This window comes from Pseudomonas sp. WS 5412 (assembly GCF_012985615.1).
Taxonomy (GTDB): Bacteria; Pseudomonadota; Gammaproteobacteria; order Pseudomonadales; family Pseudomonadaceae; genus Aquipseudomonas; species Aquipseudomonas shahriarae.
The window spans coordinates 18,193-38,202 of sequence record NZ_JAARMB010000025.1 but is presented as its reverse complement, the minus strand read 5'-3'; the positions used below and the strand labels follow the sequence as shown (position 1 = coordinate 38,202).

Annotated in this window: 18 protein-coding genes; 11 read left to right on the top strand and 7 right to left on the bottom strand. The window is 61.7% G+C overall.

Features of this window, described 5'->3' with window-relative positions; genetic code table 11:
* Positions 1–50: 50 nt before the first annotated feature.
* Positions 51–2,180, top strand: coding sequence for a DNA helicase RecQ (gene recQ, locus HBR94_RS24930; protein WP_057438779.1), 2,130 nt, complete (start codon positions 51–53; stop codon positions 2,178–2,180).
* Positions 2,181–2,301: 121 nt separating this feature from the next.
* The gene (locus HBR94_RS24925; protein WP_057438780.1) at positions 2,302–2,736 is read left to right on the top strand and encodes a MarR family transcriptional regulator; all 435 of its coding nucleotides are present in this window, start codon (positions 2,302–2,304) and stop codon (positions 2,734–2,736) included.
* 144 nt (positions 2,737–2,880) lie between these two features.
* Here the strand turns inward: HBR94_RS24925 and HBR94_RS24920 are convergent, their stop codons facing one another.
* Complete coding sequence (locus HBR94_RS24920) at positions 2,881–5,070, bottom strand: patatin-like phospholipase family protein (RefSeq protein ID WP_115127649.1); 2,190 nt, start codon at positions 5,068–5,070, stop codon at positions 2,881–2,883.
* An 83-nt stretch (positions 5,071–5,153) separates the two neighbouring features.
* On the opposite strand from HBR94_RS24920, the gene HBR94_RS24915 reads away from it, so the two are divergent.
* The gene (locus tag HBR94_RS24915; protein ID WP_057438781.1) at positions 5,154–5,441 is read left to right on the top strand and encodes a SelT/SelW/SelH family protein; all 288 of its coding nucleotides are present in this window, start codon (positions 5,154–5,156) and stop codon (positions 5,439–5,441) included.
* Positions 5,442–5,479: 38 nt separating this feature from the next.
* Here the strand turns inward: HBR94_RS24915 and HBR94_RS24910 are convergent, their stop codons facing one another.
* The 3 genes from HBR94_RS24910 to HBR94_RS24900 form a co-directional block, all read right to left on the bottom strand.
* Positions 5,480–5,761 (bottom strand): hypothetical protein, encoded by a 282-nt coding sequence (locus tag HBR94_RS24910; protein ID WP_057958864.1) that lies wholly within the window; start codon positions 5,759–5,761, stop codon positions 5,480–5,482.
* Positions 5,762–5,889: 128 nt separating this feature from the next.
* On the bottom strand, positions 5,890–6,771 hold the full coding sequence (locus HBR94_RS24905) for a DMT family transporter (protein WP_057438783.1): 882 nt from the start codon (positions 6,769–6,771) through the stop codon (positions 5,890–5,892).
* A gap of 93 nt (positions 6,772–6,864) precedes the next feature.
* Positions 6,865–7,623 (bottom strand): AraC family transcriptional regulator, encoded by a 759-nt coding sequence (locus tag HBR94_RS24900; RefSeq protein WP_170045701.1) that lies wholly within the window; start codon positions 7,621–7,623, stop codon positions 6,865–6,867.
* 134 nt (positions 7,624–7,757) lie between these two features.
* On the opposite strand from HBR94_RS24900, the gene HBR94_RS24895 reads away from it, so the two are divergent.
* Positions 7,758–8,567: a UDP-2,3-diacylglucosamine diphosphatase gene (locus tag HBR94_RS24895; protein ID WP_170045700.1), complete on the top strand. Its 810-nt coding sequence runs from the start codon at positions 7,758–7,760 to the stop codon at positions 8,565–8,567.
* 62 nt (positions 8,568–8,629) lie between these two features.
* Here the strand turns inward: HBR94_RS24895 and HBR94_RS24890 are convergent, their stop codons facing one another.
* The 3 genes from HBR94_RS24890 to phhA form a co-directional block, all read right to left on the bottom strand.
* Positions 8,630–9,826: an amino acid aminotransferase gene (locus HBR94_RS24890; protein WP_170045699.1), complete on the bottom strand. Its 1,197-nt coding sequence runs from the start codon at positions 9,824–9,826 to the stop codon at positions 8,630–8,632.
* A complete protein-coding gene (locus HBR94_RS24885; protein ID WP_115127653.1) occupies positions 9,826–10,182 on the bottom strand; it encodes a 4a-hydroxytetrahydrobiopterin dehydratase in 357 nt (118 codons plus the stop codon). Before HBR94_RS24885 ends, HBR94_RS24890 begins: the two co-directional genes overlap by 1 nt.
* Before the next feature lie 105 nt (positions 10,183–10,287).
* Positions 10,288–11,079 carry a phenylalanine 4-monooxygenase gene (phhA, locus tag HBR94_RS24880; protein WP_057444562.1) on the bottom strand — a complete coding sequence of 264 codons (792 nt, stop codon included), beginning with the start codon at positions 11,077–11,079 and terminating at the stop codon, positions 10,288–10,290.
* A 277-nt stretch (positions 11,080–11,356) separates the two neighbouring features.
* Between phhA and HBR94_RS24875 the strand changes: the two genes are divergently transcribed.
* The 7 genes from HBR94_RS24875 to flgK all read left to right on the top strand — a co-directional run bounded on the left by HBR94_RS24875 (position 11,357) and on the right by flgK (position 20,007).
* Positions 11,357–12,919: a sigma-54-dependent transcriptional regulator gene (locus tag HBR94_RS24875; RefSeq protein WP_170045698.1), complete on the top strand. Its 1,563-nt coding sequence runs from the start codon at positions 11,357–11,359 to the stop codon at positions 12,917–12,919.
* A gap of 328 nt (positions 12,920–13,247) precedes the next feature.
* Positions 13,248–13,988 (top strand): flagellar basal body rod protein FlgF, encoded by a 741-nt coding sequence (locus HBR94_RS24870; protein ID WP_057438904.1) that lies wholly within the window; start codon positions 13,248–13,250, stop codon positions 13,986–13,988.
* Between the two features lie 67 nt (positions 13,989–14,055).
* The gene (gene flgG / locus HBR94_RS24865) at positions 14,056–14,841 is read left to right on the top strand and encodes a flagellar basal-body rod protein FlgG (protein ID WP_057958870.1); all 786 of its coding nucleotides are present in this window, start codon (positions 14,056–14,058) and stop codon (positions 14,839–14,841) included.
* Positions 14,842–14,893: 52 nt separating this feature from the next.
* Positions 14,894–15,589, top strand: a complete 696-nt coding sequence (gene flgH / locus HBR94_RS24860; protein WP_032859002.1) for a flagellar basal body L-ring protein FlgH — start codon at positions 14,894–14,896, stop codon at positions 15,587–15,589.
* Between the two features lie 27 nt (positions 15,590–15,616).
* Complete coding sequence (locus HBR94_RS24855; RefSeq protein ID WP_081044199.1) at positions 15,617–16,705, top strand: flagellar basal body P-ring protein FlgI; 1,089 nt, start codon at positions 15,617–15,619, stop codon at positions 16,703–16,705.
* Positions 16,706–16,709: 4 nt separating this feature from the next.
* Entirely contained in the window at positions 16,710–17,972 is a 1,263-nt protein-coding gene (gene flgJ / locus HBR94_RS24850; protein ID WP_170045697.1) for a flagellar assembly peptidoglycan hydrolase FlgJ, read from the top strand.
* Between the two features lie 10 nt (positions 17,973–17,982).
* Complete coding sequence (gene flgK, locus HBR94_RS24845; protein ID WP_057438793.1) at positions 17,983–20,007, top strand: flagellar hook-associated protein FlgK; 2,025 nt, start codon at positions 17,983–17,985, stop codon at positions 20,005–20,007.
* Positions 20,008–20,010: the final 3 nt, after the last annotated feature.

Below are 20,010 nucleotides of genomic sequence, written 5' to 3'. Positions count from 1 at the left end.
TTTTTCAGCCAGCCTGTACAGAGGGATTTCGGTGGAATTTGGAGTTTTTCATGCTTGAACAGGCTCAACGCGTCCTCAAGGACATCTTCGGCTACGACAGCTTTCGTGGCCGCCAGGGTGCGATCATTGAGCGCGTGGCCAGCGGCGGTGATGCCCTGGTCCTGATGCCTACCGGCGGCGGTAAGTCGTTGTGCTTCCAAGTGCCGGCATTGTTGCGCGAAGGGCTGGCGGTGGTGGTCTCGCCGTTGATCGCGCTGATGGACGATCAAGTGGCCACCCTGGAAGAACTGGGCGTCGCCGCCGCCGCGTTGAACTCTACCCTGAGCGCCGAGCAGCAGCGCGACCTGGCGGCGCGGATCCGCCGCGGCGAAGTGAAAATGCTCTACCTGGCGCCCGAGCGTCTCGTCCAGCCGCGGATGCTGGCGTTCCTGCAGAGCCTGGAAATCTCCCTGTTCGCAATCGACGAGGCCCACTGTGTATCCCAGTGGGGCCACGATTTCCGCCGTGAATACCTGCAATTGGGGCAACTGGCCGAACTGTTCCCCAACGTGCCGCGCATCGCCCTGACCGCCACGGCCGATAAGCGCACCCGCGAAGAGATCGTCGAGCGCCTGCACCTGCAGAACGCCGAGCGTTTTCTCTCCAGCTTCGACCGTCCGAATATCTTTTACCGCATCGTGCCCAAGGAACAGCCGCGCAAGCAGTTGCTGGCGTTCCTTTCGGAGCGGCGCAGCGATGCCGGGATTGTCTACTGCCTGTCGCGCAAGAAGGTCGATGAAGTGGCGGCGTTCCTGTGCGAGCAGGGCTACCCTGCGCTGCCTTACCACGCTGGCCTGCCCAACGAACTGCGGGCCTACCACCAGAAGCGCTTCCTCAACGAGGAAGGCCTGATCATGGTCGCGACCATTGCGTTTGGCATGGGCATCGACAAGTCCAACGTGCGCTTCGTGGCCCATATGGACTTGCCCAAATCCCTGGAAGCGTACTACCAGGAAACCGGGCGGGCCGGGCGTGATGGCCTGCCGGCGGATGCCTGGATGGTCTACGGCCTGCAGGATGTGGTGATGCTCAAGCAGATGCTGCAGAACTCCGAGGGCGATGAGCGCCACAAGCGCCTGGAGCAGCACAAGCTCGACGCCATGCTGTCGCTGTGCGAAGAAACCCGCTGCCGTCGCCAGACCTTGCTCGCCTATTTCGACGAAGACATGCCCCAGCCCTGCGGGCATTGCGACAACTGTGTGGATGGCGTGCAGACCTGGGATGCCACTGAGCCAGCACGTCAGGGCCTGTCGGCGATCTTCCGTACCGGCCAGCGTTATGGCGTCGGCCATCTGGTGGATGTGCTGCTGGGCAAGGACAACGAAAAAATCCGCAGCTTTGGCCACCAGCACCTGTCGGTGTATGGCGTGGGCAAGGCGCGGGCTGAAGGCGAATGGCGCTCGCTGTTCCGCCAGATGGTGGCCCGTGGCCTGGTGGATATCGACCTGGAAGGCTACGGCGGCCTGCGCTTGAACGACAGTTGCCGGCCACTGCTCAAAGGCGAGGTCAGCCTGGAGCTGCGCCGCGACCTCAAGCCGCAGACCACTGCCAAATCCAGCAGCACCAGCCAGGCCAGCCAACTGGTGCGTGGCGAAGAGCGCGAGCAGTGGGAAGCCCTGCGTGCCTTGCGCCGCAAGCTGGCACAAGAGCACAGCGTGCCGCCCTACGTCATCTTCCCCGACTCCACCTTGCTGGAAATGTTGCGCGAGCAGCCCACCACCATGGCCGAAATGGCCCGGGTCAGTGGCGTCGGCGCGCGCAAGCTGGAGCGTTATGGCCAGGCCTTCCTGGAAGTACTGGGCGGCCAGGCCGAGGCGCCGAAGGAAGTCGCCGATATCCGCCACGAACTGATCAGCCTGGCCCGCGCCGGCATGACCCCGATCCAGATCGCCGGGCAGTTGCAGTGCTCGGAAAAGAACGTCTACACCTTGCTGGCCGAGTCCATTGGCAAGCAACAGCTGTCACTGGAACAGGCCCTTGATCTGCCGGAAGACTTGCTGGGTGAAATCCAGGATGCGTTTCTCGATGGTGAAGGCGAGTTGCCACCTGTTTCCGATATAGCACCGCTGTTCACCGGGCGGGTGCCTGAGGGTGTTTTGTACTGTGTACGGGCCGCTTTGCAGTCGGAATTCGAGATTTGATGCGTCAATTACGACAATGTAACGAATCAGTACATTGCAAGCCTTGCCTACTGTCATAGGTCATGCTTAGCTGACTAATAATTAGCCACACTTTATTTTCAGTCTAACCCATGAGTTTTTTATGCCGTTAACCGATCAACACCGTTTTGGCATGCAGTTGGCGCAAATGTCCCGTGGCTGGCGCGCCGAGTTGGATCGCCGTCTGGCAGGGCTTGGGCTGTCCCAGGCCCGTTGGCTGGTGCTGCTGCATCTGGCCCGCTTTGAAGAAGCGCCGACCCAGCGTGAGCTGGCCCAGAGCGTCGGGGTGGAAGGGCCCACATTGGCGCGTCTGCTCGACAGCCTGGAAAGCCAGGGTCTGGTGCAACGCCAGGCTGTGCTAGAAGACCGGCGCGCCAAGCGCATTGTGTTGTGTGATCCGGCAAGGCCGCTGATTGATCAGATCGAGACCATTGCCACGGCTTTGCGCCAGGAGCTTTTTGTGGGGGTCGATGAGGAGGATATGCGGGTGTGCATGCGGGTGCATGGGCATATCCTGGCGAACCTGGAAAAGACCTGATCCGATTACGCCGCTGATCAAAATGTGGGGGCGGGCTTGCTCGCGATGGCGTCGGGTCAGTTACTGGATATTTGGCTGACACTCCGTCATCGCGGGCAAGCCCGCTCCCACACAAGCCTGCTCCACCTCGGCTAAGTGTTTTTCTTAGAACGTCTGCCCAAGATTCAGATACACCGCCTTCTGATTGTCATCATTGAACCCATAACTGAAATTCAACGGCCCCAGCGGTGTATCAAACCCGAGGAAGATGCTCGCGGCATTGATATAGCCACTGTCGAATTCATTGTCGTTGTTCCACGCCCGCCCCCGTTCCAGGGAGGCGCCCAGGTACAGTGGGAAGTCCAGCGGCAGGTACGAGCGTGGGGTCAGGCGGCGGTAGTAGACGGCGCGCATCAGGCTGATGTTCTGCCCGGAAATCGCATCCTGGCGGAACCCTGACAGCTGCCGCGCACCGCCCAGCAGGAAGCTGGAAATCACCACGTCTGAATTATCCAGGGTGCGCCCGTAGCGACCGCCCAATACCAGAGTGTCCGGGCCGTGGCTCATGGCCTTGTCCAGCTTGAACTCCCATTGCCGGTAGCGCTGGTCGGAGCCCAGGCCGGGTTCGAATTCGCGGTAGGCCAGGCCAATGTCTTCGCCGGTATGGGGGAAGTACACGTTATCCAGGGAGTCGAACGAGTACTTCAGTTCGTAGAAGCCCTCGCTGAAGCTCACGCTTGGCAGGTCGCGGTCGCCAATGCGCACATCGGCCTTGCCCCAGGCCTCGCCGACACCGAAGCGGATTTCGCCGCTGTTGCCGATCTGCCGGCCGACGTTCAAGCCAAAACCATAGCGCTCCAGGCGGTACTCGGAGATAGGGTCGTTATCCAGGATCAGTTCGACGTTCTGCGCCTGGGCGCTGATATAGGGGGCGACGAAATAGCGGGAGCCGGTATCCATCGGCTGATAGAACTCGCTGTACAGCTCCTGGCGATCACCGATCTGCACCCGGGTCAGCCATTCGGCGCCGAGGCGGTTGATGCCGTTGATGCGGTAGCTGGCGCCGAGGTTGAAGGCGCTGTCGCCGCGCATGTCATCGGACAGGTTGAGCCCCAGGCGCAGGTAGTCGGTGCCGCTGCGTTTGCCGCGCGCGCTGATGACCAGGGTGTTGTCCGGGCCTTTTTTCACCACGCGGTATTGCACCTGTTCGAAGTAATCCAGGCCGTACAGGGTGCCCATATCCGATTGCAGGCGCGCCAGGTTCAGGGGCTCGCCAATGGGTTGGCGGATGTAGTAGCGGATCACGTCGTCGCCGACTTTCGAGTCGTTCTCCACCTTGATTGCGGTAATCGTCGGGTTGCGCTGGCCCGGCGTGCGGGCGGCGGTCAGTTCGGCGTCCACGGACCCGGTTGGGCGCAGGCGTGCCAGGCGGGTATCCAGCGCGCGGGTGGCGCGGTAGCCGGCGTCGATCATGTCTTTGGCGCGGCCAAAATCGGTCACGCCATACGCGGCCAATGGTGGCTGGATCAGCACATCGCCTGCGTGCAGGGCCTTGAGTTGTTCTTCGGAATTTCGGCGGGTCATCAGGGTGATGGACTGGTTGAGCACATCCACCACCGTCGTCAATTGCTTGCGGCTGCGCAAGGGCGTGCCGATATCCACCACAATGGCGATATCGACCCCCATCTCACGCGCCACATCCAGGGGGATGTTGTCGGTCATGCCGCCATCCACCAGCAGCCGGCCGTCCAGCTCCACCGGGGCGAACACTGCGGGGATCGACATGCTGGCGCGAATCACCTGGGGCAGATGGCCCTTGCGAAACACCACTTTTTCGCCGCTGGTGATGTCAGTGGCCACGGCGCGGAATGGAATCGGCAGCTTGTCGAAGTCGCGGGTGTTGCTGCTGTGGGCGAACATGCTCTCCAGCAGCAGCGCCAGGTTCTGGCCCTGGATCACGCCCAGGGGCAGGCCCAGGCTGCCGTCATCGCGAAAACTCAGTTTCTGCTTGATCAGGAAGTCCCGGTCATCCTGTTTGCGCCGGAACGGCACGTCTTCCCTGGGCGGGGCATCGGACAGCGCCAACTGCCAGTCGATGCTCAGGGCGAGCTTTTCCAGTTCATCGATCTTGTAGCCTGATGCGTACAGCCCGCCAATCACCGCGCCCATGCTGGTGCCGGCAATCGCGTCGATGTGGATGCCTTGCTCTTCCAGGGCCTTGAGCACGCCGATGTGGGCCAGGCCGCGGGCAGCGCCGCCGGAGAGCACCAGGCCGATTTTCGGGCGCGGGGCTTCCACGGCGTGGACAAAGACAGGGAGTAGGCACAGCAACAGGCAGGACAACAGGCGGCGCATCATCAATCTCGGGGCTGGACGATAAAGGCCGGTATTATAGCCATCCGATTCACCTGTCCCGTCATGCAGGAGTCTGTCATTTCATGTCCACTGCCAAGCCTGAGATTGTCATCACCTATTGCACCCAATGCCAGTGGCTGCTGCGCGCTGCGTGGCTGGCCCAGGAACTGTTGAGCACCTTTGCCGATGACCTCGGCAAAGTGGCGCTGGAGCCGGCGACCGGCGGGGCATTTCGCATTACGTGCGACGGTGTACAGATCTGGGAGCGCAAGGCTGATGGAGGGTTCCCGGAGGCCAAGGTGCTCAAGCAGCGGGTGCGCGACCAGATTGATCCGCAGCGAGACCTGGGGCACAACGACCGCGCCTCGTAAACGGCACTGCCGGCGCTTGGCCGGCAGTGTCGGGTGCTTTACTTGGCGGCCATTTTATTCTTGATCCAGCCGACGACAAACGTCAGCACCAAGCCGCCCACACCACCGCCAACGATATTGCTGCCCACCGCCGCAACATCCAGGGCTCCGCCCGCCGGCATGCCGCTGATGGCCGAGACGATCTGCCCCAGCACCAGGCCGCCGACGCCGCCGACCAGGGTGTTGAGCCCGGAACCCAGGCCTTGCTTGCTCAGGCCGGCGATATTGCCGCCGACCGCGCCGCTGATGATCTGAATGATCAGGGTGATAAACATGTCCATGGTGAAACTCCTGCAGAGCGTTAGGGGAGTGACCACTCGCATGCAGCAACTTCAAGGACCACGGCTGTCGTCGAGGAGTCTGTATCCGTTGAACGACAGCTGACTGTTGCGGATACAAAAAGTATAGATCAGGCCGCGGCCGCCGGTTGTCTGGCCTTGACAGGGCGGCTCATCAAGCCTGAGACGACTATGGCGGCAATAATCAGCACACCGCCCAGCAGCATGCGCAGGGTCGGGGTTTCGCTGAACAGCAGCCAGGCCACGGTGATGCCATACACCGGCTCCATGGCGAATACCACAGCAGCGGTGCGCGCTTTGAGCACCTTGAGGCTGGCGACAAACAAACTGTGGGCCAGGCCGGTACAGAACACCCCCAACAGGCCGATCCACAACCAGTCCAGGGCGCGTACTTCTGCGAGGCCTGGGGCCGCGACAGGTAGCAGGCACAGGGCGACTACCACGTTCTGGCACAAGGCCGCCTGCACGGGCGGGATGCTGGCGCTGGCCCGGTTGTTCAATGACAGCAGCGAGAACAGCAGGCCCGAGACCACGGCCCAGACCAGGCCGCTGGTGGCCTGGCTGGCGAGGTCGAAGTCCGGGGTGACCAGCACCAGGCCGACGCTGACCAGCACCACCAGCACCATTTCATTGGCGCGGATCCGCTCGCGAAAGATCAGCCCTTCGAGGATCACCGTAAACGCCGGGAACGTGGTGAAACCCAGCGTCGCAATCGCCACGCCGGCCACTTTTACCGCAATAAAGAAACTCACCCAGTGCCCGGCCAGCAGCAAGCCGCTGAGCAGCAGGCGCCGCAGGTCGGCGCTGTACAGCTTGTGCCAGGGGGTGTTGCTGGCGAAGCGGGCGAATAATGCCAGGGCTAGCACGGCGAAGGCGGCGCGGCCAAACACGATAATGCTCGGCGAGGCGGCGGCGAGCTTGCCGAAGACGCCGGTGAGGCCAAACATTAATGCACCGATGTGCAGGGCGCCGAGGGCTGTGCGCGGGGTCATGACAATCCTTAAAACAGTGGGCAAGCAGGCATCCAGTCTAGAGCGCCTGGCGCCTGGGTGTCTGTCGTGGGAATCGCCGGTTTTATCGCAGGACTAGCGCCGGTTGTCGAGTCGGCGCAAGGCTCCGGGCGAGCTGCCGAACTCGCGCAACACGGCGGCGGCAAACGCACTTTGCGAGGCATAGCCAACCCGCGCGGCGATCTCGCCAATCGGCAGGAGGCTGTCGCGCAGCAAGCCACGGGCCATTTGCAGGCGACGATTGCGGATGTAGTCCATGGGAGTCAGCCCGCATTCGGTGACAAAGCGTGCGTGCAGGCGGGCGACGGACATATCCGCCAGCCGTGCCAGATCCGCGACCTGCAGCGGGTAGGCCGCATGCTGGTCGATATGGGCATTGAATGCGCCATAGGGCAGGCGTCGTGCGCCGGTGTGCGCAGGTGGTTGGCCATTGAGCGTGGCCAGTAGCAGCACCGCACCTTGTTGGGCGATCAAGGGGTCATCCAGTGCGCCGCTCGCCAGCCAGTTGACCAACTGGCCCTGGCGGCTATCCAGGCTCACCCGCGCCGGCCGATCCAGCAGGCGGCGACTGGCATCCGCGTGCTCGCCCAAGGATTGCACCATCCACTGTTCGTCGGGCACATCCAGTACCAGGCAGTGGCTGCCCTGGGGGCTGCCGCAGGCGTGATGGGTGGAGAAGGGCAGGACCATCACCCCTTGCGGGCAAACTTCGCCGCCGATGCCTTCCACCTCGAAATCCAGGCGGCCGGCCAGGCCGAACACCAGTTGCGCATGGTCATGGCTATGGGCAATCAGGTCGTGGGTGTAATGGCGCAGCGTGAGGGTCGGTCTCATCGCAATCTCCCGGGCAGGCCGGCAGTTTACACCGCCCGACGGGCGGCGGGCGCTGTCATCTGACTGACGCAAGACTGTCATGGGCTATTAATTGCCCGGGCGCAAGCTGGCGAAAACACCCCTGAGGTATGCCCATGACCAGCGCCGAGCTCGCCAAACCCAGCCGCAAGCAACGGGTTCGTACCCTGTGGATCTCCGACGTGCACCTGGGCACCCGGGACTGCCAGGCCGAACATCTGTCGCAGTTCCTCAAGGGCTACCACGCCGACAAGGTGTACCTGGTGGGCGATATCATCGACGGCTGGAAACTGCGCAGCGGCATGTACTGGCCCCAGGCCCACACCAACGTGATCCGCCGCCTGCTGACCATGAGCAAGCGTGGCACCGAGGTGATCTACGTCACCGGCAACCACGACGAGTTCCTGCGCCGCTATTCCAAGCTGATCCTGGGCAATATCCAACTGGTGGACGAAGCGGTGCATGTGACTGCCGATGGCCGGCATCTGCTGGTGATCCACGGCGACCAGTTCGACGTGATCACCCGTTACCACCGTTGGCTGGCGTTTCTTGGCGATTCGGCCTACGAGTTCACCCTGACCCTCAACCGCTGGCTGAACCACTGGCGGGCGCGTTATGGCTATGGCTACTGGTCGCTGTCGGCGTACCTCAAGCATAAGGTGAAGACAGCGGTGAGCTTTATCAGCGATTTCGAGGAAGCCATCGCCCATGAAGTGACCAAACGCGAGCTGCACGGCGTGGTGTGCGGGCATATCCACCATGCGGAGATTCGCAAGGTGGGAGAGGTGGACTACCTCAATTGCGGGGATTGGGTGGAGTCGTGCACGGCATTGATCGAGCACTTGGATGGGCATATCGAGTTGTATCGGTTGGCGGATGCCCAGGCCAAGGAGGCGCAGGTCAAGGCCGAGATGGTTGCTGGCTGAAGATCGCCTCGGTCAAAAAATGTGGGAGCGGGCTTGCTCCCACATTTGGATAGCGTTTTGTCTTAGGGTTTACATACGTGCGCAATGGCATCGGCAAGCAACCCCAGGCGCGTCTCATCAATCCCGGCCACGTTGGCCCGCCCGGAACTGACCATGTACACGCTGTGTTTTTCCCGCAGCTGTTTCACCTGTTCGGCGCTCAAGCCGGTATAGGAAAACATCCCGCGCTGCACGCCGACATGGGCAAAACGCTCAGACAGCCCATGGGGCGCCAGCGCTTCGACCAGGCCCGAACGCAATTGCGCGATACGCGAGCGCATGCCTTCAACTTCGCTGCTCCACAGCTGTTTGAGCTCGCTATCACCGAGGATGGTCGAGACTACGGCAGCCCCATGATCCGGCGGTGTCGACCACAGGTTGCGTGCGATAAACGCCAGTTGGCTGCGCACATCCAGCAGCTTCTCGGCATCGTTGGCACACACAATCAGCGCGCCGACGCGGTCGCTGTACAAGCCGAAATTCTTCGAGCAGGAGCTGGTGATCAGCACCTCAGGCAGTTCATCGGCAAACAAGCGCACCGCCCACGCGTCCTGTTCCAGGCCATCGCCAAAACCCTGATAGGCGAAGTCGATCAGCGGCAGCAGTTGGCGCTCGCGCACGATCTGCAGGACCTGGCGCCAGTCGTCCTGGGACAGGTCGAAGCCGGTAGGGTTATGGCAGCAGGCATGCAGCAGCACCACGTCGCCCTCGGGCACCGTGGCCAGGGTGGCGAGCATGGCTGGTACGTCGAGGCGGTTGTCACTGCCCACATAGGGGTAGTGGCTGACCTTGAGTCCGGCCTTGGCGAAGATGGTTTCGTGGATCGGCCACGTCGGGTTGCTCAGCCACACGCCACGGCCTGGCAGGCTGTGGGCGATAAAGTCGGCGCTCAAGCGCAGGGCGCCGGTGCCACCCGGGGTTTGCGTGGCGCCGGCGCGTTGTGCCTTGAGCAGCGCGGAATCGGCGCCCAGCACCAATTCACTGATCAGGCGGCCGAAAGTCGGGTCGCCATGCCCGCCGATGTAAGTCTTGGTGGTTTGCTGGTCGACCAGGCGCTGCTCGGCGCGTTTGACCGCCTGCAGGATCGGGGTCAAGCCCTGGGCATCTTTATAGACGCCTACGCCAAGGTCGAACTTTTGCGGGTTGGTGTCCTTGGCATAGGACTCCATAAGCCCCAGGATCGGATCACCGGGCACCCGGCCAATCGCGGCGAAATGCATTACTTGCGGCCCTCGGCGTCCTTGGCCACTTCGTCAGTGCGTGCGGCCATGATGAAGTCGTTGCGGTGCAGGCCCTTGATGGAGTGGCTCCACCAGGTCACGGTGACTTTGCCCCATTCGGTCAGCAGGCCAGGGTGATGACCTTCAGCCTCGGAGATTTCGCCCATGGCGTTGGTAAAGGCCAGGGCGAATTTGAAGTTCTTGAACAGGAATACTTTTTCCAGTTGCATCACGCCGTCGCGCACTTCGATGTTCCAGTCGGGGATCTGCTTGATCAGCGCCGGCAGTTCTGCGTCGCTGACTTGTGGGGCATCGGCGCGGCAGGCTTCGCAATGGGCTTGGTTCAAGGTGGTCATAACGGTGTTCCTGAAATCGAGTATGTGGAATTCGGTTGCCAGTCGCGTCACCCTAAAGCAACGCGCGGCCAGGGAACAGACTCACCTGGCCTTTAAAGCATCAGTTCAAGCCGCCTTGGGCTTGGGGGGAAACTTTGGTGCATGCAACCCCAGCTGCATGCCGCGTTCGACCATGCCCATGATGTCTTCCTGCGCCACTTCGAACAGGCGCTTGAGGTTGGGCAGGGCGAAATACAGCGGCTGCAGGATGTCGATGCGATACGGCGTGCGCATGGCTTCCAGCGGGTCGAAGGCCTGATGCTCGGGCTCATCCGACAGGCAGTACACCGTCTCTTTCGGTGACGACAAAATACCGCCACCGTAGATGCGCCGGCCTTGGGGGGTGTCCACCAGGCCAAACTCGATGGTCATCCAGTACAGGCGCGCCAGGTACACGCGCTGCTCCTTGGTGGCCGCCAGGCCGAGCTTGCCGTAGGTGTGGGTGAATTCGGCGAACCAGGGGTTGGTCAGCAGTGGGCAGTGGCCGAAAATCTCGTGGAAAATATCCGGCTCTTGCAGGTAATCCAGCTCTTCGCGGGTACGAATAAAGGTCGCCACCGGAAACTGCTTGTTGGCGAGCAATTCAAAGAAGGTCTGGAAGGGGATCAGCGCCGGCACCCGCGCCACCTGCCAGCCAGTAGTTTCGGCCAGCACTTTGTTGATTTCGGCGAGTTGCGGAATACGGTCATGGGGCAGGCCGAGCTTGTCGATGCCGTCCAGGTATTCCTGGCAGGCGCGACCCTCGATCACTTTCAGTTGACGGGTGATCAGGGTGTTCCACACCGCGTGTTCTTCGGGCGGGTAGTGGATAAAACCTTGCGCATCGGGCTCGCGGGCCACGTAGTGCGTCTGTTTCATACGGCTCTCCTGCTAGGCATTCGTTCTTGTTATGTCCTGCTATGGGCTTATTGATACTCCGCCTGGCCGTGGATTCCACCCGCTGTTAAGGGAAGCCTGTAGGAAAAGTCGGTGTCTTTCGTAAAGTATTCGTTACGATTTTGCCGTCGAGCACGCTGCATTGCGTTTTGCTGGTTTGAAAAGGGCGCTGGCTGTCACATAATCTTGACGACTATCTGCGTCCGGTGACAAAAAGACGCAGCCCGATCAGCCCTCCTACAACAAACCGGGCCTTTACATGCGTATCAAAGTGCATTGCCAGAACCGCATCGGCATCCTGCGGGACATCCTCAACCTGCTGGTGGAGTACGGGGTCAACGTGGCCAAGGGCGAGGTTGGCGGCGAGCATGGCAATGCCATCTACCTGTACTGCCCGAACCTGGTGAATATGCAATTTCAGGCCCTGCGCCCGCAGTTCGAGGCGATTGCCGGGGTGTTTGGCGTCAAGCGGGTAGGGCTGATGCCCAGCGAGCGCCGGCACATGGAACTCAACGCCTTGTTGGGGGCGTTGGAATTCCCGGTGCTGTCCATCGACATGGGCGGCTCGATTGTCGCGGCCAACCGCGCGGCGGCGCAGTTGCTCGGGGTGCGGGTGGACGAAGTGCCGGGGATTCCCCTGTCACGCTACGCCGAGGACTTCGACCTGCCGGAGCTGGTGCGTGCCAGCAAGTCGCGGATCAATGGCCTGCGGGTCAAGGTCAAGGGCGACGTGTTTCTCGCCGACATCGCCCCGCTGCAATCCTCCGAACATGACGACAGCGAAGCTATGGCCGGCGCTGTACTGACTCTGCACCGCGCCGACCGGGTCGGTGAGCGCATCTACAATGTGCGCAAGCAGGAGCTGCGAGGCTTCGACAGCATTTTCCAGAGCTCTAAAGTGATGGCGGCGGTGGTGCGTGAAGCCCGGCGCATGGCGCCTCTCGATGCGCCCCTATTAATAGAAGGCGAAACCGGCACCGGTAAAGAATTGTTGGCGCGCGCCTGTCACCTGGCCAGCCCACGTGGGCAGTCGCCGTTGATGGCACTCAATTGCGCGGGGTTACCGGAGTCGATGGCCGAGACCGAGCTGTTCGGCTACGGCCCTGGCGCGTTTGAAGGCGCGCGGGCAGAGGGCAAGTTGGGGCTGTTGGAACTGACGGCGGGCGGTACGTTGTTTCTGGATGGCGTGGGTGAAATGAGCGCGCGATTGCAGGTGAAATTGCTGCGCTTTCTGCAGGACGGCTGCTTCCGGCGCGTGGGCAGTGATGAAGAGGTTTACCTGGATGTGCGAGTGATTTGCGCGACCCAGGTGGACTTATCGGAATTGTGTGCCCGTGGCGAGTTTCGCCAGGACCTGTATCACCGGCTCAATGTGTTGTCGTTGCATATCCCGCCGCTGCGCGAATGCCTCGACGGTTTACCGCCGCTGGTCGAGCACTTTATCGACCAGGCCAGCCGCCTGATTGGCTGCCCGCTGCCCAAGCTGGCGCCGGCGGCCATGGAGCGCCTCAGCCACTACCATTGGCCGGGCAATGTGCGGCAGTTGGAAAACGTGCTGTTCCAGGCGGTGTCGCTGTGTGAGGGCGGCACGATCAAGGTTGAACATATTCGCTTGCCGGACTACGGCGTGCGTCAGCCGCTTGGCGACTTTTCCCTGGAGGGTGGCTTGGAGGAGATCGTCGGGCGGTTTGAAAAGGCCGTGCTCGAAAGCCTGTATGCCGAGCACCCCAGCAGTCGCTTGCTGGGTAAGCGCCTGGGCGTGTCCCACACCACCATCGCCAATAAATTGCGCGATTACGAAGTGCTCAAGGCCGACAAATAAGCCCCTGACACAACGGGATAAAAATGTGGGAGCGGGCTTGCTCGCGAAGGCGGTGGATCAGTCAATACAGGTACCGACTGATCCACCGCCTTCGCGAGCAAGCCCGCTCCCACAATGGATCTGTGTTAATGCCAAGACCGGTGTTTGCCGCAACCGGCAGAACTCCGCCGTTTTTCCGACTCGTCCTGCCCCTCCAATAATCCTTGATACGCCCCAACCCCTTGCCCCGCCTGCCTTTCCCCGACTTTTAAAAAGTTGGTGCGCAAATTGCTAAAGACTCCTCAGTACATCGGTGGGCGGCAAACGTCCGTCAGTAAGAGGAATGAGCGTGGACAAGTACCTTTATGTGGCAATGACCGGCGCCAGCCAGAATGCTCTGGCGCAAAAGGCTCATGCCAACAACCTGGCGAACATTTCCACCAACGGTTTTCAGCGTGACCTGGAGCAGGCCCGTTCGATGCCGGTGTTTGGTGACAGCTTTCCGGCGCGGGCGTTTGCCCTGACCGAGCGTCCTGGTACCGATTTTTCTCCGGGTTCGATGGTCGAGACCGGCCGTGACCTGGACGTTGCCGTCGGCGGCGATGGCTGGATCGCCGTGCAAACCCCCGATGGCGGCGAAGCCTACGTGCGCACCGCGAGCATGAATATCGACGCACTGGGCGTGCTGCGGGCCGGCAACGGCATGCCGATCATGGGCAATGGCGGGCCGATTTCGGTGCCACCCGAGCAGAAGGTCGAAGTCGGCGAAGACGGCACCATTAGCATCCGCGCCATGGGCGAAGGCCCACGGGTGATGGCAGAGGTGGACCGTATCAAGCTGGTCAAGCCGGACCTGGCCAATATGACCAAGGGCCTGGATGGCGCGATCCACACCAAGGACGGCCAACCGGCGGTGGCCGATGCCAGTGTCAAGGTGAATTCGGGCTTCCTGCAGTCGAGCAACGTCAATGCCGTCGAAGAAATGACGGCGGTGCTGGCCCTGTCCAAGCAGTTCGAATTGCACGTGAAAATGATGAACAGCGCCAAAGAAGACGACCAGGCCATGACTCGCGTCATGCAGATGAGCTGATTGCAGCGCCACTGACTACTAATTTTGTAACGCGGCGCCAACAAACAGGCGCACGAAGGAGAACAGCATGCTTCCGGCTCTATGGGTTGCCAAAACCGGTCTGTCCGCCCAGGACACCAACCTGACCGTTATTTCCAACAACCTGGCGAACGTTTCGACCACGGGCTTCAAACGTGATCGCGCCGAGTTCCAGGACCTGCTCTATCAGATCAAGCGCCAGCCGGGTGCGCAGTCGACCCAGGACAGCGAATTGCCGTCGGGCCTGCAAGTGGGTACCGGTGTGTCCATCGTCGGCACCCAGAAGAACTTCACCGCCGGCAACCTGCAGCAAACCGGGCAGCCGCTGGACATGGCGATCAATGGCCGTGGCTTCTTCCAGATCCTGCAGCCGGATGGCACTACTTCCTACACCCGTGACGGCACCTTCCACCTGGACTCCAACGGCCAGGTCGTGACCGCCAACGGTTTTGCCCTGGAGCCGGCGATTGTCGTGCCCAACGATGCCCAGACCTTCACTGTCGGCGCCGACGGCACCGTGTCCGTCACCATCGCCGGCAACCCGGCGTCGCAAGTGATCGGCAACCTGCAGACCGCCGACTTCATCAACCCGGCCGGCCTGCAAGCCACCGGGAACAACCTGTTCCTGGAAACCGCTGCCAGCGGCGCGCCGCAAGTCGGCACGCCGGGCCTCAACGGGTTTGGCACCACCCTGCAAAGCACCCTGGAAACCTCCAACGTCAGCACCGTGGAAGAGATGGTCAACATGATCACCACCCAGCGTGCCTACGAGATGAACTCCAAGGTGATTTCCACCGCCGACCAGATGCTTTCGTTCGTTACGCAGAATCTGTAATCCAGTCTATGGGGCGCTCATAAGGCGCCTGCAACACCGTGAGGTAAGGGTCATGAGTCGCTTTGTTTCTGTTCTGGCATTGAGTGGGATTGCCGTGCTCGCGGGCTGTGTCGCCCCGACGCCAAAACCCAATGACCCGTACTACGCGCCGGTGTTGCCGCGCACGCCACTGCCAGCCGCTGCCAACAATGGCTCGATCTACCAGGCCGGTTTTGAGCAGAACCTGTACAGCGACCGCAAGGCGTTCCGTGTTGGCGACATCATCACCATCACCCTCAACGAGCGCACCACGGCGAGCAAGAACGCCAACTCCCAGGTGGCCAAGAACAGCAAGACCGGCATCGGCCTGACCTCGCTGTTTGGCGGTGGTTTGAACACCAACAACCCCCTGGGCAGTGGTGACTTGAGCCTGGACGTGGGCTACAGCGGCGACCGCGCCACCAACGGCAGCAGCAAGGCCGGGCAGGGCAACAGCCTGGTGGGTTCGATCACCGTGACCGTGGCCGACGTGCTGCCCAACGGCATCATTGCCGTGCGCGGCGAGAAGTGGATGACCCTCAACACCGGTGACGAACTGGTGCGCATCGCCGGCATGGTGCGCGCGGACGATATCGCCACCGACAACACCGTGCCGTCCACACGGATTGCCGATGCACGCATTACCTATTCGGGTACGGGTTCGTTTGCCGACGCCAGTCAGCCGGGTTGGTTCGACCGTTTCTTCCTTAGCCCGCTGTTCCCTTTCTAGGTGATCACTTTGAATCTCAAACAGCTGATGGCAGCGGTGTTGTTGCTCTCCCTGAGCGTTGCTGCCCAGGCCGAACGCCTGAAGGACATCGCCAGTATTTCCGGGGTGCGCAGCAACCAGTTGATCGGCTACGGCCTGGTGGTGGGGCTCAACGGCACGGGCGACCAGACCACCCAGACCCCGTTCACCCTGCAGACCTTCAACAACATGCTCTCGCAGTTCGGGATCAAGGTGCCGCCAGGTTCGGGCAACGTGCAGTTGAAGAACGTCGCGGCGGTGTCGATCAGTGCCGATCTGCCGGCGTTCTCCAAGCCGGGGCAGGTGGTGGACATCACCGTATCCTCCATTGGTAACTCGAAAAGCCTGCGTGGCGGCACCTTGCTGATGACGCCGCTCAAAGGTATCGACGGCAACGTCTACGCCATCGCCCAGGGCAACCTGGTGGTGGGCGGGTTTGATGCCGAAGGGCGTGACGGTTCGAAGATCACCGTCAACGTGCCATCGGCCGGGCGGATTCCTGGCGGCGCCACGGTGGAACGTACCGTGCCCAGCGGCTTCAACCAGGGCAACAGCCTGACCCTGAACCTCAACCGTTCGGATTTCACCACCGCCAAGCGTGTGGTCGACAAAATCAACGACATGCTCGGCCCAGGCGTGGCCCAGGCCATTGACGGCGGCTCGATCCGCGTGACTGCGCCGCTGGACCCGAGCCAGCGTGTGGACTACCTGTCGATCCTGGAAAACCTTGAGGTCGATCCGGGCCAGGCGGTGGCCAAGGTCATCATCAACTCGCGTACCGGCACTATCGTGATCGGCCAGAACGTCAAGGTGTCGCCAGCGGCCGTGACCCACGGCAGCCTGACCGTGACCATTACCGAAGACCCGATTGTCAGCCAGCCCGGGCCGTTGTCCGGTGGCCAGACCGCCGTGGTCCCGCGTTCGCGGGTCAATGCCCAGCAAGAAGCCAAGCCGATGTTCAAGTTCGGTCCCGGCACCACCCTGGACGAGATTGTCCGTGCGGTGAACCAGGTGGGCGCGGCGCCCGGCGACTTGATGGCGATCCTTGAAGCCCTGAAACAGGCCGGCGCCTTGCAAGCCGACCTGATCGTGATTTGAGGCCATGGCCATGGACATGCGCAAGAGCGGTATCGCCAGCACGGCAGACTCGGGGTCCTACTCCGACCTGAACCGGCTTAACCAGCTCAAGTTCGGCGACAAGAACAGCGACGGCAACATGCGCAAAGTGGCGCAGGAGTTCGAGTCGCTGTTTCTCAACGAGATGCTCAAATCCATGCGCTCGGCCACCGATGCCCTGGGCAAGGACAACCCGCTGAATACTCCGGCGGCCAAGCAGTATCAGGAAATGTACGACCAGCAACTGGCGGTCTCGCTGTCTCGCGAGGGCGGCGGTATCGGCCTAGCGGACGTTTTGCTGCGCCAGATGCAAAAGAACAAGCCGGTGGAAGGGCAGGCCTCGACCCTGCAGGGCCCGGACGTGGCAGAGAAGAAAGTCGACGTGCCGACCCCGATTGCCGCCGGCACCCAGGCGGATGGCCCGTTGGGTCGTTCCAATGGCCAGCGTGCGCTGTGGGCGGCGCGGGTCGAAGTGGCGCCGCGGGCCGATGAAGGCACCCTGCGCAATGACATGGCGCTGATGAATCAGCGCCGCATCGCCCTGCCGAGCAAGCTCACCGATCGCCTGCTGGCCGGTATCGTGCCAGGTGTCGAGGCGACCGGCGCCGCCAAGGCTGCGCCACTGCGCAACAGCGCCGCCGAAGATGGCGTGATCAACGGTGCTGCGCGCACCTTTGCCGCCCGCGATTCGCGCATGCAGATTTACGGCCGCGCCGTGGCCCAGCCACCGCTGGCCCCGGCGAAAAAAGCCTTCAGTTCGCAAGACGAGTTTGTCGCCACCATGCTGCCCATGGCCAAGCAGGCGGCCGAGCGCATCGGCATCGACCCGCGCTACCTGGTGGCCCAGGCTGCCCTGGAAACCGGCTGGGGCAAATCGGTAATGCGCCAGCAAGACGGCAGCAGCAGCCACAACCTGTTTGGCATCAAGGCCGGGCAGAGCTGGCAGGGCGCCCAGGCGCGGGCGATCACTAGTGAGTTTCGCAATGGCGAGATGGTCAAGGAGACGGCGCAGTTCCGTTCCTACGACTCGTACCAGGACAGCTTTCACGACCTCGTGACTTTGTTGCAAAGCAATGAAAGATATAAAGAAGTCTTGAAGTCGGCCGATAACCCGGAACAGTTTGTACGCGAGTTGCAAAAAGCCGGGTATGCAACAGATCCGGCGTACGCCAGCAAGATTTCGCAGATCGCCAAAACCATGAACAGCTACCAAAACTACGCTGCCGCTGGCGCATCCACTCATTTATAAGGTTTGAACCATGGGTTTGCTCAATATCGGGATGTCAGGACTCAATGCGGCTCAGGGATCGCTTGCGACCTTGAGTAACAACATTGCCAACGCCAAGACCCCTGGATACTCGCGTCAGCAGACCATGCAGACCGCCAATGGCATGTCCGCGGCCGGTGGGGTGTTCGTCGGCACCGGCACTACGCTGTCGGATGTACGCCGGGTGTATAACCAGTTCCTCGATACCCAGTTGCAGACCACCACGTCGCTGAATTTTGATGCCAAGGCCTACCTGGACCAGATCGGTTCGGTGGACAAGTTGCTGTCCGACAAGTCCACCGGTGTCGGTGCGGCCTTGAACAGCTTCTTCGCCGCGTTGCAGACGTCTTCGGCCAACCCCAGCGACAACTCCGCGCGCCAGTTGGTCTTGACCATTGCCCAGACTCTGGGCAACCGCTTCAACTCGATTGCGACCGAACTGAACAAACAGAAAGAAGGCATCAACAGCCAGTTGGAGACCATCACCGGCCAGGTCAATCAGTTGACCTCCTCGATTGCCTCCCTCAACCAGCAAATCTTCCAGGCCAAAGGCCAGGGCAACGGGGAGCCGGCGAACCTGCTGGATGCACGCAACGAAGCGGTGCGTTCGCTCAACGAACTGGTAGGGGTCAAGGTCACTGAGTCGGACGGCCATTTCAATGTCTCCCTGGGTACCGGGCAGACCCTGGTCGCGGACGGTGTGTCGAACAAGCTGTCGGCGGTCCCGAGCAAGGACGACAAGAGCCAGTACTCGGTGGTGTTGACCACCAGCGGGCAACCCATGGACGTCAGCTCGGTGATCAGCGGTGGCTCCATCGGTGGCTTGCTGCGTTATCGCCAGGACGTGCTGATGCCGGCCATCAACGACCTGGGGCGTACCGCCATGGTGGTCGGCGAGGCCATCAATACCCAGTTGGGGCAGGGCCTGGACGCCAACGGGCAGTTCGGCGCCGCGCTGTTCAATGACATCAACAGCGTATTTGCCATTGGCCAGCGCAGCGTTGGCGGCTCGAATAACAGTGCCGGCTCCGGCAACCTGAACGTCACGATCAAAGACACCAGCAAACTGAGCACCTTTGACTACAAGGTGACCTTCAGTGACGACAAGAATTACACCGTGCTGCGTTCGGACGGTAAGTCCATGGGCACCTTCGACATCACCCAAACGCCACCGGAAATCGACGGCTTCACCCTGGCCCTGGATGGCAAGGGCCCGGTGGCTGCTGGCGATACGTTCAAGGTCAGCCCGACCGCCGGTGGCGCGATGGACCTCAAGGTGGTGATGACCGATCCCAACAAGCTGGCGTTTTCTGCGCCGCTGTTGGCCGAGGGCAACAAGAACAACAGTGGTACTGGCGTGTTCGAACCGCCGACGCTGAGCTTGCCCCTGGATATCCATGGCGGCGCCGGCACCGCGCAGCTGGAAGCGGCGATCAAGGGCGCGATGCCGGTCAAGATGACGTTTGGCGAGCGTGCCGCCGATGGCACCCAGAGCTATGTGATCAATAACGCCCAGGGCCAGCCCATTGGCACCGGCACCATCGTGCCGGGCCAGGACAACAAGCTGACGATCAACGTGCCGTACGTAGACGGTAATGGCGACCCACAGACATTCGGGGTCGACACGGTCATCCGTGGTGAGCCGAAGCCGAACGATAGCTACACCGTGTCGTTCAACAGTGGCGGCAAACTGGACAACCGCAATGCCTTGCAACTGCTCGACCTGCAAACCCGCAAGACCGTGGGCGCCACCGATGGCAATGCCGGCGTGAGCATGAGCACCGCGTACAGCCAGTTGGTCTCGTCCGTGGGTGGCAAGGCCAGCCAGGCCAACGTCGATAACAATGCGACCGGGGCCATGCTCGCGGCCGCCACCTCCAATCGCAGCTCCGTGTCTCAGGTCAACCTGGACGAGGAGGCCGGCGATATGATCCGTTTCCAGCAGTACTACACCGCGTCGTCGCAGATCATTAAAGCTGCGCAAGAAACCTTCAGCACGCTGATCAACAGTCTTTAAGGG